13 protein-coding genes are annotated in these 12,864 nt (G+C 38.4%); 2 read left to right on the plus strand and 11 right to left on the minus strand.

All coding sequences use genetic code 11. The features are described from left to right. Window positions 1-15: 15 nt before the first annotated feature. The 3 genes from AACZ88_RS01370 to AACZ88_RS01380 all read right to left on the minus strand — a co-directional run bounded on the left by AACZ88_RS01370 (window position 16) and on the right by AACZ88_RS01380 (window position 2,437). Window positions 16-759, minus strand: coding sequence for a hypothetical protein (locus tag AACZ88_RS01370; protein ID WP_339705085.1), 744 nt, complete (start codon window positions 757-759; stop codon window positions 16-18). Between the two features lie 356 nt (window positions 760-1,115). Beyond that, a complete protein-coding gene (locus AACZ88_RS01375) occupies window positions 1,116-1,814 on the minus strand; it encodes an FISUMP domain-containing protein (protein ID WP_339705088.1) in 699 nt (232 codons plus the stop codon). A 71-nt stretch (window positions 1,815-1,885) separates the two neighbouring features. Then, complete coding sequence (locus tag AACZ88_RS01380; protein ID WP_339705091.1) at window positions 1,886-2,437, minus strand: hypothetical protein; 552 nt, start codon at window positions 2,435-2,437, stop codon at window positions 1,886-1,888. 134 nt (window positions 2,438-2,571) lie between these two features. On the opposite strand from AACZ88_RS01380, the gene AACZ88_RS01385 reads away from it, so the two are divergent. Next, window positions 2,572-3,471 (plus strand): winged helix-turn-helix domain-containing protein, encoded by a 900-nt coding sequence (locus AACZ88_RS01385; RefSeq protein WP_339705093.1) that lies wholly within the window; start codon window positions 2,572-2,574, stop codon window positions 3,469-3,471. Window positions 3,472-3,633: 162 nt separating this feature from the next. Here the strand turns inward: AACZ88_RS01385 and AACZ88_RS01390 are convergent, their stop codons facing one another. From AACZ88_RS01390 to AACZ88_RS01425, 8 genes are all read right to left on the minus strand, one after another. Further along, window positions 3,634-6,258, minus strand: a complete 2,625-nt coding sequence (locus AACZ88_RS01390; RefSeq protein WP_339705095.1) for an AAA family ATPase — start codon at window positions 6,256-6,258, stop codon at window positions 3,634-3,636. Window positions 6,259-6,377: 119 nt separating this feature from the next. Next, a complete protein-coding gene (locus AACZ88_RS01395) occupies window positions 6,378-7,229 on the minus strand; it encodes a hypothetical protein (protein WP_339705097.1) in 852 nt (283 codons plus the stop codon). A 253-nt stretch (window positions 7,230-7,482) separates the two neighbouring features. After that, complete coding sequence (locus AACZ88_RS01400; protein ID WP_339705099.1) at window positions 7,483-8,163, minus strand: hypothetical protein; 681 nt, start codon at window positions 8,161-8,163, stop codon at window positions 7,483-7,485. Between the two features lie 261 nt (window positions 8,164-8,424). Continuing rightward, the gene (locus AACZ88_RS01405) at window positions 8,425-8,637 is read right to left on the minus strand and encodes a hypothetical protein (RefSeq protein WP_339705101.1); all 213 of its coding nucleotides are present in this window, start codon (window positions 8,635-8,637) and stop codon (window positions 8,425-8,427) included. 88 nt (window positions 8,638-8,725) lie between these two features. Beyond that, window positions 8,726-9,532 carry a class I SAM-dependent methyltransferase gene (locus AACZ88_RS01410; RefSeq protein WP_339705103.1) on the minus strand — a complete coding sequence of 269 codons (807 nt, stop codon included), beginning with the start codon at window positions 9,530-9,532 and terminating at the stop codon, window positions 8,726-8,728. A gap of 110 nt (window positions 9,533-9,642) precedes the next feature. Then, the gene (locus tag AACZ88_RS01415) at window positions 9,643-10,119 is read right to left on the minus strand and encodes a GNAT family N-acetyltransferase (protein WP_339705105.1); all 477 of its coding nucleotides are present in this window, start codon (window positions 10,117-10,119) and stop codon (window positions 9,643-9,645) included. A gap of 60 nt (window positions 10,120-10,179) precedes the next feature. Next, window positions 10,180-11,466 (minus strand): hypothetical protein, encoded by a 1,287-nt coding sequence (locus AACZ88_RS01420; protein WP_339705107.1) that lies wholly within the window; start codon window positions 11,464-11,466, stop codon window positions 10,180-10,182. Between the two features lie 307 nt (window positions 11,467-11,773). Then, entirely contained in the window at window positions 11,774-12,601 is an 828-nt protein-coding gene (locus AACZ88_RS01425) for a hypothetical protein (RefSeq protein ID WP_339705109.1), read from the minus strand. 103 nt (window positions 12,602-12,704) lie between these two features. Here AACZ88_RS01425 and AACZ88_RS01430 point away from each other — a divergent pair, with 103 nt between their 5' ends. Then, the gene (locus AACZ88_RS01430) at window positions 12,705-12,860 is read left to right on the plus strand and encodes a hypothetical protein (protein ID WP_339705111.1); all 156 of its coding nucleotides are present in this window, start codon (window positions 12,705-12,707) and stop codon (window positions 12,858-12,860) included. Window positions 12,861-12,864: the final 4 nt, after the last annotated feature.

A 12,864-nucleotide genomic window follows, 5' to 3' on the forward strand; every position in this document is an offset into this window, starting at 1 on the left:
TTAGGCACTGTTTTTTTATAAACTTTGAACCAACTTTAGACAAAAGGCAATATCTAAATAATTTTCCCTAAAAATCATAACTTCCTTTCCTTCGGAATCAGTTATAAAAAACCTGTCAGGTAGATTTTTAGGCAGTTCTCTCGAAAAAGTGTTTACAAAGGCACAAGCCGTTAAAAATGCTCCTAAATCTGTTGGATGACTACCATCTGGTAAAAACAATTGTATATCTGGTCTTAATGTTTTAGCTAATTTCCAAGCTTCTCCAACCATAACAAGTCCACAATCACTTTCTTTTGATGCTTGTTGAAACGTTTCTGTTATTGTTTCTTGATATTGTGGATTTTTTTGTGGAGCCCAAGTGACATATAAGTACGGTTTTGCACCAGACGCTTTAACTAGGTCAGATAGCTTTTTAGAATACATGAGAAATTCTTCCTTTTCCTTAACAGCTTCCTTACTTTGTCCTTGTAATACAACAATATCGTATTTTCCACTGCTTATTGCTTCTTTTGATTTAAGTCCTTTGTTGCCATTCCAATGGTCGCTTAATTTAGCTCCACCTGCAGTGCTTTTAGAGGTTATTAATTTGACTTTAGTACTGTCTGAAATCAGAGAAACAAGATGAGGCATATTAGAATAGTATGTGTAGCTGTTTCCAACAAATAAAACACTCAGGGTATCTTTTTTAACTTGGGCTAAACATTGATTTGTTATTCCAATAAAGAAAATTATAAAAAATAAGTGCTTAATAAATTTCATGTATTCTTTTTAATGGTGCCTAACATAGGTATATGATCATTGATCATATTTACCTTTTATGACTAAGATAGCAAATGCTTGTGGATAAGGCCCTTATTTATGCCCGTAGATTTAAACCGACTATCCCCAGGGCAGCGCTACAGGTATCCTAGCCCGACAATTGTCGTTCTGGCGGGTTTCGCCGGTGTCATTTTGACTTTGGGGATCAAAAACCGTCCCGAAAGCTTTCGGCCCTCTATTTTGCCCTACCCTAATTCTTTTAAAAAGTGAATCCGACCGTTCCCAAGGAGCGGTAATAAGAAAACCCCGGGGCAGAGTCCCAAGGAATTTTAGATTAAATTATGCAACTGGACAAATCAATCCCTGACGCAACGAACCGAGAGTCCCCCGAGAATATCGCCATCAAAACGCCACACTTTTGATTTAATTGACATATCAGGACCTCCATAACTGATGTCCCATAACCAAGCTTTACCGGCTTCACCCGTGGGTGTGGCCGACCACCAGAAACCGAAATATCCCAGAACGTCATACCCATTATTTCTGCGAATACCGGCCGGAAGTGCATTAAACCCGCTGCTATTGGTTCCATTTCCGCCTTCGTTCCAGCCGTTGGCGCTCTTTAGGGCCTCACCGGCCTTATCGGCTCCGCCGAATTGACGCACCAGCTGTGCCCATTCGCTATCCGTTGCTAAATGCCAACCGTTGGGGCAAGCTTTTTTCGCTGCTTCCCAAGTGTAAAGCAAGCCTAGCTCCTTTCGATGGTTCTCATTGTCATCATACGCATAGCTGTCTTGCAGCTTATAGTTCAGGTTTTGGGCCATCCAAGTAACCGTGGAGCCCGTCAAAGCATTTTTAAAGCGAATCGTTTTATACGTTTGCCCATCGCGCGAGTCGGTAAAGGTGCCCGTGGCTTGCGCCATTCCCAGCTGTGCAAAAAACAAGATGGAAAATAGGATAACGATATGCTGTTTTATCATAAACAATTCGGGATTACTTTTACGGGTGAAGTCATATTTGGTGGTTAATTTATTCTCTTGGCACGATCTAACCAATAATGATATTTTAAAACTTCTTTTGAGGTCCTAAGAGTGGCCCAAAACCCATAATACCGTCAATACCAGACTTAACAACCCGTTAATCCGAATGAAATGACCAGTTCTTGGTCGATTTTTTCACCCTTGGCATTTTCGGCCGGTTCCCATTTCCCCGGCGTATTGCTGATGAGTTTGATCATGGTATTGTCTATGGAAAGGTAGCCCGAAGTTCCCTCTATTTTTACATTTTCGATCATCCCTTTTTTGGTCACCGTAAAAACGAGCTTAAAAGGGGGCAGTTCGTCCATTTGCACGTTGGCCTTGACTTCGGCTTCTATGCTGTTTGCCTTGAAATATTCCCTTAGCGCCTTCGTGCCCCCTTCATATTCCGCTTGCTTTACACGAACATCGGTGCCTCCGTATAGCGAAAACCGAAATTTCTCCGGTTGGTTTGGACCATACATAAAATCGGACAAGATTCGCTCATTGATTTTCTCCGTGACGAGACTATTGATAGCCACAGCCTCACAACCCAATGTTTCTACCTGTTCGGTCTCGAAATCGTTCCAATTCATAAAACCAAAGGCATTTAGGCCAAAGGCTGCCAATGCTACGCAAAAAATGATACTATTCTTTTTCATATCCGATTGATTTAATGATTAATTACTATCAAATCTAACGTGGATAGCCCTTTCAATCGGTATCTCAAATGTAAAATGATGTAAATTTTGTGTAAAACAACTTAAACTTCCACAGATATAAATAGTTTTGTAGCATGGGCCCAAGACCGTTTAAAATAGCTTTGTTCACATTTGTATGCCTCTTGCTTTTTATTTTCAGGAGTACTGCCCAATTGCGGCCAGACGAAAGACATATCGAAGTCTCATTGCGGATGATCGGACATCAGGTACTGCTCAGCTCCGGTGATAGTATCTCTCGCGTATTACCGATCAAAAAGGAAGGTGATCGCTATAGCATTCCATTCGAAGCTGCCTTTGAATTCTACCCGGAAGACCTGGTGGCTACGATCAATCAAGTGGTCAACGAAACGGGTATGGCCAGCAGCTATATCGTAGAGGTAGCGCAATGCGAAACCGGTGCGGTGGTCTATAGTTATGAAATGAACGATTGGGAACAAACGGACATTATTCCATGCAAATCAAGGGTTCAACCCAAGGCCTGTTATCGTCTTTTATTCACCTTGATGGGGCCAGATACACCCATGGTATCAGTACAAGACGTTGCCCAAGGTGCTTCGGGCGGATCGTCGTTTAAAGCAGGGCAAGTACCCTATATTCTTGCGCTACTGCTCGTTTTTATGTTAGGGGCCCTTGTTTTTCTGTGGAGGAAAAGGCGTAAGGCCAGTGTCGATCCGAATTTGATTCCCTTGGGTGACTACCAATTTGACAAAAGGAATACGGCACTAGTATTTAAAGATCAAAGAACGGAGTTGACCGGCAAAGAAGCCGATCTGCTCTTATTACTGTACAACGCGGTCAACACTAGTGTGGAACGCGAGGTGATTCTTAATAAGGTCTGGGGAGACGAAGGCGATTATGTGGGCAGGACCCTGGATGTTTTTATATCGAAATTGCGCAAGAAATTCGAAGCGGACCCCAAGGTAAAAATTGTAAACATTCGCGGGGTCGGGTATAAACTGGTTATCGGTGTTTAGCGGTAATTGGGTAAAAAATCGGCAATGGGGTGATAAAATCGGAACATTGGAAATTAGCTTGCTACAACTGCCTTGACGTCAAAAAAGCTTCTAAAGGTGGGTGTTTAACCTTTTTTCTGAATTAATGGGTTTGTAACGGTTACCCGTGTTACGCTTTGTTTTTTATTGTCTTTTTCGTTTTCGCATATCATCTAAATAATCTTCTAGTACTTTAATATCAGCTTCGATTTCATCAGAGTCTGGCATAGTTTCAATTAAAGCACCTGAGGAATCATGCCCCCTCATATAAGTCGAACATTTTTTCATGTTTTCCTCAATCAGATTATAGTCGTTATCTGTTAGGTCTGTGAGCACTTTAATCCTTAAAGTTTGAATTTCTCTTCCAAATCTTTGAACAACCTTATTTAATAAAACTTCCTCAATAAACCTTTCCCAAGTTTCTCTTAGTTTACCATAAAAGGGTTTTGCATGTTCTCTGTAAACCTCTTCGGTTTTATTTTTTTCAATTGATTTTAACCTAACTAAACCATTTTTCAAGACTCCAAGACGTTTTTTAACCGAAAGAGTGTCCCAAGGTGGGTTCGTTGCAATTATGCCCGTCTCAGTTTTTTTCCTAGTCAGACTTTTTACATCTAAGTCACAATTTAGCTTTGAACAATGCTCCTCTATCATTAATAGAAAAGTAATATCGTGGGTAAATACAATAACTTGTCTTTCTAATGCTTCTTCTGTAATCCTTTTAGAAATTTTATTTCTCCACTTGTGGTCAAGTGAAGATACAGGGTCGTCAAAAATTATTGCGCTTTTGTGTTCCGAAATTGACAATTCAGATAAAAAAGTAGATAAAGAGATACACCTGTGTTCTCCTTCACTTAGGACATCTTTTAATGCGATTCCGTTTGTGTTATTTTCGTCAAGTCTAAGGTAGTAATATTGCTTGCCTCTTTGCCCTTTAGTTTCAGTTTCAATCTTGATGTTTTTAAAACCTAATTTTTTTAGTTCCGTTTGGAAATTCTGTTTGAGATTTTGATTTACGTAATTAGTTGTTAACTCATTACTTAGAATTGTAATTGTTCGAGTATTACATATACTCAGGCATTGATTTAGTAGCTTAATCTTTTTTTGTCGATAAACTTCACGACCCAATTTTGATTTGTAATCAAAAATCTTTTTTCCTCCTTTTAGCTGATATAATTCCTTGACAAGTGGTTTTAAATCTTCATCTATGGATTGAACCTTTAATTTCTCGTTAGTTGCTTCTAACTCTTTAATGAGTTCTTGAATTAAAGTTTTAGGGGTGTCATCAATCTCAACAGGGTAAATACTTTCAACTGTTTTCTTTGAGTTAAAAAGCTTCTTTATGTAATCTTTCTGATTTGAAAGTATTTTTAAGTATTCAGCTTGTATCTCAGAGTACTTTTCAACGATTTCGTCTAATTCAAGGGCTATTGGTTCTTGCTCGCTAAAATTGAACTCAAGTCTGTCTAAATTATCAATTGCTAAATCATATTTTTCAAGTGCTTCATCATAAGATTTTTGAATGTCATTCCTTACAAATTCTTCGAACGTAGTGAACCTATTTTTTGCTTGTTCACCTAAATCTTGAAAACAGAGAGGACAGTTGCTGTTTTCAGTAACTTCTGGAAAGTTATCTGTTTGAGTACTTTCATTGTAAAATTTTCTAGCACTTTCCCACAGTAATTTCCAAGAACTATTCCCAACTCCATCCATTGGTAAATCTGAAAAGGCTTTTTCTGAAGAGTCAGCGAGTGCTTTTTTCGTTTGTGAAAAACTATTTAGTATTTGCTTAAAGTTAACTAAAGCCTGCCCTGTCAAGTTGTTCTCTAAAGCTTGAAATTTATTTTGTAAAATACGAAAGCGTTTAATTTTTTCTTCATTCGATTTTAAACTTTTTTTTGGGTCAGACGCCTTTAGTTTATCTATTTCTTTGGTCAGAGTTTCTACTCTTGCACTTTTTGCGTTATTCCATATAGATTCTGCTCTTAACTCGTCAAGTGTTGTTTCTGAACTTAAATTATCGAGAAATACTTTCGCTGTTGTACCCTCAGCAACTTCCAAAAGCTCAAAATCAAACTTGTCTAAAGTGGGATCTGATAGCTCAACGTCTAGTTGGGATTTAACTTTATTAACCGCTTCCGCCAATTTTTCCACGATTGATAATCCTTGCGGGATAAAAGCAATCTCATCCTCACCTTCAATGTAATGGTTGGCACTAAAAGTGTCGAATACATCAATTTTTTTTAGAGTATTATCATTTACACTTTCATTGATAAGATTAACAGTTGAAAAGCTTGTTCCATTAGTAGTATATTCTACATCTGCTTTTTTATCATTTCCAAAACAAGCTGGGTCATACAAATTGTCATTTATTTTTGGCTTATGCCCTCTTGTGTTACAAGTATGTTTTAAAATGCTGACATAACTTGATTTCCCTGAACCATTATCACCATAAATCAATGTTAGCCCATTAGGTGCAAATTCTAATTCACTTGTTTTCGAAAGGGCATTTATATTATCTACATTGGTGATTTTAGAGAGCCTTACATTTTCATTGCTTGCTGAGTTATCGGCAAATTCTCTTAAATCTTCAAAATCTACTTCATCAAAATCAAAATCCGATAAGCCATAATCACTCATACATATCTCCTTCAACTCAGATATGTCATCATCAGTTAGTTCACTATTTCGGATTAAGCGGTCAATTGCTACCTGCCAAAATATAGGCTTGTTTTCCACCCAATCTATTATCTCATTAAGTATTGGCATTTCTTGGTTTATTGGGTTTTGTCATAATAAAGCATAACGGTAAGTGTATGCGTAGTGGCCTTGGCGGAGCGCCAGAATTTAGCGGCCATTGCGCATACATAGTGTTGTAAAACGTTTTTTTAGAACGGTAAATTATCTCCACTTTTAAATACCGGGTTACTTCTAGATATTCTTATTCCACTAACATATTCTTTCCAGAAAAATCTTCCTTTACGGGTGAAAACATAATTTATTGATTGCTCTTCTTTATCGACTATCTTTTTTATTATTCCGGCATAAATGTATTTTTCAATTATTATTTTGTCAATTTTAGAAGGTATTGAATTGTTTTGACTTACTTCTGAGCCAACTTCGGTAAAATATTCTGAAAAATCTTCGTTTCTAAATTCCGCGTATTCTTTATTCAATTCTTTTTCTTCATCAACAGTAAAACTTAAGTTCATTGAATCAGTAGATAATTTTTTTAAGTTTTCATAATCCGTATTAAGCGTTTCTATTTTGGATTGTAGGCTTTCAATAAATTCATTCTTTTTCTCAATGTTTGTAGACAATTGTTGAACTTTTTTATTCAAATCCGCTTTTTCTCGGTAATTAGCCTTTATATCTTCTAACTCACTTTCCCCAATAGCTAGTTTTTTTCTCCCTTCAATATCATAAAATCTATGGTCGAATAAATTTTCTTTTCTTTTTTTCAAGGCATTGTTAGAAATTAGGTCAAATACTAACATTAAATAGGGTAAAACAATAATATAAATACCAGCGAAAATCAATGGTAAAAATAGAATATTCCAATTCGATTCGTAATTCAGTTCAATTAATGCAATCCGCTCTTGTATAGATGTGTCAGAAAATAGAAAGGTAACTATCGGTTTCCAATTAATGGCTATCCAAGAAATAGCAAATGCTCCAATAAAAGGATTTTTTAATCTGTCTTTTGAAGTGTCTAAAATGGCTGTTATTATTCCTTTCATTGGAGGTTGGTCAAAATGTTTTACAACAATTGTATATAGTCCCTAGTAACTATATTTATATGATAGAACTAATATACCAAATGTTCGCAATAAAGGCCCACAAATATAAACCCCTGGTTTACCACACCATTTTCTAAGTTTATGTATAGCTAAAGGCTTTTTTATTGGGTCTTTTATATTCGTTCTGCTTTCAGGGTAAAGCTCCTGATTTTTTTTAAATATGCATTACAGAATTCCGTAATGAGTGTATTTTTTATTTGTTTTTAAACACCATTAGCTTTATTGCTTTTTCAGTAGTTTCCTTTACCAAAATTTTATAAGACTTCCACGGTAGGGCTAGTTCGTTTCCACCTTGTGTTTCCAGTGACGTAAACGATAGGGTTTGCTGCTCCTGCGCTTCCGAAACCGAAATCGTATAGGTCGCAAAGGCATCGGTCTGGTCTCCATTACTATCCGTTGACCATTCGCTTATACAATCTTCAAACCGAAGGGTCAGGTTTCCGATAACCGCTGTTTGCCCTAACTCTAGAAATAGGGCCTTTTCAAAAGTTAATTTCTTAACCACCAATGCTACCTCCGCTGTATCGATTTTTAGATCAAAGGCATAGTTTTGATAGGCTTTGGGGTAGTTTGTTTTTGCGCCTCCATTAGCCGCACCATAGTACCACAGAAACGTAGTATAGCTATTCGTATCTTCAACGACATTTAATTCGAGTTGTATATGCGGACTGGTATCGGTTATCGGTTGTGTTTGCATAAAGAGATTGACCGGGGCAATGACCAATGTCTCCCATTGCACACTAGGGTTTTTGCCGGTTTTTAGCGGCAGTATAAGGGAATGGTTTGTCATATCATTTTCTGATTGGGCATAGCTTGGTAATTGATTGCATACCAGCAATAGCAGCACCATATTAATTTTAAAAATTTTTATCATTAGGTTGTTTTATGGAAAAGCACAGCATCACCTTTTCTACTGATGCACAAACGTCATTTGGCATTAAAAAAGTCTATTCAGTTTGAATGTTGCCATATAATAAAGCATTCCCAAGGTCGCTAATAAATGAATACCAAAGCCCATATAGTTTATAGCTTTTACCGCCGTTTTATTATTAAACCCTCCAATGCCATAAAGGGCGCCTATTAAAATACCCACTTCAAGACCGAGTACAACCCATTCACTAAATTCAAAATTATGTTATTCTACGGGAAGATTATCGATAGCCAAAAAAACAAAAATACCGATTACCATAACCGCGTTTACATACGAAATCAATACCCTTATTTTTTGCATTTTATACCCGATGATAAGGATCGCTAAATGACAATTCAAGATCGCAATCATTGCGTTACTTACGTTTACATCACTCATAACTATTCTTCGGTATTTTATTTTGATTACTGGTGCCAATTTTGGCACTATTTTAAACGAATTTTGTATTCCATTTTTATATGTAATGCCGCGGCGCTATAAAAACCTTCGCGAAGTCCGCGGCCCATCATTTTTGCAATACATAATGATAATAGACCATCTCCCCATTGTCCAATAGCTTATGAATGTTTGAACCCTTGACTCCCAAAAAATTATTTAGCGGCTTTTTTAACCAGCCTTTTACCCTGCTTTGAAAGAAGGCTACCTTATATTCGTGAATGGCCTCCATGGCATTAACGACTTCCTTCGAAATCAATTCCTTTTTAAGTACTTGAAACCCTGCAGCACGGAAAGTTGTATCAAGTTCATCAATCGCTTCCGAAGGACGTAGGTCGGCAAACAAAAAATACCCGCCAGGCCGTAGCACGCGATGAACTTGTCCCACAAACTTTTTCATTGACCCGTAGCAATGGGAAGATTCGATATTCACGACGGCATCGACACTTGCATTGGGCAACGGTAAATTTTCTGCATCCCCATGAATAAAGGTCAACCCTGTAACCGAATGCTGTTTATTGCTAAATGCGATGGCGTTTAGGGCATAATCGATTCCCGTCATCGTTTTTGGGTTCAGATAACGTTTGATATACGATGAACCGCCTCCCCTACCACTGCCGACTTCAACTACGACTTTATCGGTAAGGTCGACGGCTGTTGCCACATGGTGATATAGCTGAATCATATACCGGTCACGCTCTTCCTCGGCTTTCAAAGGGATTGGAGCAACTTGGTCGTTCGGTTCGTAGCCGTAGTTCATATAGGTCCACTCCGCAGTCGGATACTTCTTGGCCAAATACTGATATAGTTTTTTCCAAACCGCGCGCTTCAGTCCTGGAGAAATCTTAAGAAAAAAAGCAAATATATTGGAAAGCATAGTTTGGCAGAATGTTTTATACTATATGAAGAGGGAACTACCAAGTTAGTATATTTTTAGCGCACCGCTGCTACAATAAAAGAACCGTTGCAAGCCACTGGCTTTTGAGGCTATGTAATCGTGGTTGCAATTTCCTTTTGCATAACTACGACATCTTCCCCATTATAATTTACCTCTTCGATCGCCGACCAACCCAATTCTTTATACAATCCTCCGCTTCGGTTTTCCGTTTGAAGATATAGTTTGTCGATATGCAGTTCGCGTGCTTTCTTAATGGCTTCAAGTACCAGGAGTTTCGCAATGCCCCGATTTCTATGTTGTTTCCCTACAAAAACACCACCCACCCAATATTGGTAGTTCGGGTATATGGTCATTTCACGTATTTTAAGTTGCACAACGCCTAACAAGGTATCCTTTTCAAAAGCCACCAATATCAAGGGCACCTTATTTTCATTGCGATACGCCTGTAGGTTTTCAATTTCTTTTTGAGTCTCTTCAAGGTCTTTGGTTTGTCCCCATTCTTTCACATACCAACTGGCAATGGTGGGCAGCCAATGTTGGTGCTTTGCTAGTAGCTCAATTTTCATAGGTGTTTAACGGTCTTTTCCAATTAGTAGTTAACAATCGGATAGCCTATTGCGGCTTTGTTATTTATAAACTTCTTCTACACTTCTTGGTTCCATGTTCAAAAAATGATATTCCACAAATTTCATGTATTGTTCCCAATCGTACAACTCAAGGCCATGTACACCTGAACGAACGTGGTAACCGATCGTACTTTTAATAATGGGTTGGTTGATCGGAGGTTGCTCCGCTGCCGTAAACGCCACGTCTTTTTTGTAAAGTTGATATGCAGGGGCTGCATTGTACGTTCCGATCCATTGTCCCTTTTGGTCGGCCCATAAGTCGTGCTGCCCATTACTAACATAAAGGGGGCGTGGTGCCATTGCAGCTAATAGTGAGTGCTGGTCGACAGGCAAGTCATGTACATTTTTAGCGTATGTATTGGCATTTCTACAAATCCAGGTGGGCAGGTAGGTACACATGTTTTGTAAGGTTTCGCCATATTCACGGCGCCAGATGGCATCACCTCCGTGACCTGCCGTTGCCAGCAGTGTCATTCCAAAACGTGTATCTGTTACTGCAGCCCAAAGCGCGACTTTCCCAGCTATGGAGCAGCCGAGTGTTGCCACCTGATTTTTCTTCACCGCTTTATCGGTTTCCAAATAATCCATTCCGGCGCGTAAAGCGTAAGCCCAGATGGCAATCATGCCCCACTCATTTTCCTTTGTGAATTTTTGGCCATTTTTAAAAAAAAGATTTGAAATTCCGCCACTTACTTTTCCTTCCTTATTTTCATTGTCGCGGCCAAATGCCTGATAATCGACCGTTGCCACCCCAATTCCACGGCTCATTAGCTGATGCAAGGGAATTCCATTTTCGGTTTGACCGTAACGCTGTGAGTCGTTTATTTTCAGGGCTTCCCGTTTGATGTCATTGCCATTTGCCAGTAGAATTGCCGGAACTTTATCTGCTGCCTTGGTCGGAACAAACAGCACTAGTGGCATCGTGACTTTTCCTAATTCGTTTTCAAAAGTTATGCGTACATCTTTTCTAGTACATAGCCCATCAAAAAGGGTTTGGTCTTCAGAAATTAATTGGAACGTTTTTTTAATTGGACTTGAAGGTGTGGGCACTTCGCCAAACATGTTTTGGGCAAAAAAGTCGACGATTTCCGGTCTTCTAATTTTTTCCCAATCTTCAACCGTTTTTATACGTTTCCCATCGAACGAGGAAAACAGGTCAGGGAGTTCGTACTCCGGTACTTTGGATTCGTCGTAGTTCGCTTCAGCAAATTTACCCTCGTACGGTTGGGCTGTAACATTGTAGGAAACACATCCCGTCAAAACGAGTATTAAAAGCTTATGGATCATATATTCACTTTTATTAAATTCTTCGAACAATATAAGAACAACATCTCGAACCGTAAGACAAGTCGGCCGTAAAAGCCCCGTTTTTAGTGGGGTTCATTTTTTAAATTGATTCCGCTACGTTTTTCCAGGTCTTTTTACTTTGACATCCCCAATAAAGTGCATGGGCAATATTCGAAGTGTCATATTAGAAAATGCGATCCTATAAACGGTAATCCGCATTACGATCCACTATACCCAAATAGAGTTTCGGTATCTGTCCGCACCCATTGTCCCGCTCAAAGCCATCGTTTATACTTATAGGTTCTCCCTATTGTTCAAATTTCTTTAGGTATATCAAATACCACCAAATCCATAGCGCGTAGAGCAATAAGAAGGGTATGGTCAAAAGGCTATAAAAAACGATTTGATACAGGATAGTTGGTATAAACTCCTTAAGAAAGTAGGTAGCCATAAACAGCAAAATTTGAATGAGGACTATGACCATAACACTACGCAACGATCTTTTAAGCTTCGCCGCGATGTAAGCCTTAATGTTTGTTATGCGTTGGGCACCAAAATAAATATTAAGATAGGAGGCTATAAAAATAGTGGCAAGCAAAATATTATATAGGGAAAAGATGATTTTTCCTGTTATGGATAAGGGTCTAACGGTAGAAACGGTCACATCGAATATATCACTGATACCCATTGTCAAACCACTTATTACCGAAGATATACCAAACAAATACCGATCGAATAAGGAAGTCGTGCCCTCATAATTAAACCAATGTAATTGAAAGAACTCATTCTCTTCAAGTACAATATACCCAAAAAGTAAAGGAAGGTTTAGAAATAAAGTGGCACAAACAATACCCGCATAGTGGTTTATATTTAGAACTTTTATCCATCGGCTGTCATTTTTATCAGCAAATATTTTATCGGCCCAAACGATTCCGTTACCCATTGACACCAGGTATTGCAAAAGCGATAATATAAATACATAATGGATAAAGGTTTGCCAAAAATCAAAATACTTAAATAGCTCAAATACGGCAATGGCAGCTAACGGAGCCAGGCTTGAATAGCCAAAACCAATTAAAAAAGAACCGCGTCTGCTTTTGTGAAAGTTTGATATAATTATTAGGTCGTTAAGCATCACTTGTTTTTGTGGATCTATTTACTTTTTTGAACGGTCTCATACAATGTTCGCCCCCTAAGGTAGGCAGGGTGCTAAAACTAAGGTACTAATTCTTAGTCGTATGAAAAGAGGCTCCTCTTCTTTAAAAACCGGAATGCCTAAAATTACGTTCAACTATTTTCAGCAAGGGGCCGGGAGAAAATTGACCATCTTATGGCAAAGTAACGATTTCGAGAAAGTGGAAATTCCATCACACGGGCTTTTTTATAAAAATTGATCAG

The organism is uncultured Kriegella sp. (assembly GCF_963975415.1).
In the GTDB taxonomy this organism is placed as follows: domain Bacteria; phylum Bacteroidota; class Bacteroidia; order Flavobacteriales; family Flavobacteriaceae; genus Kriegella.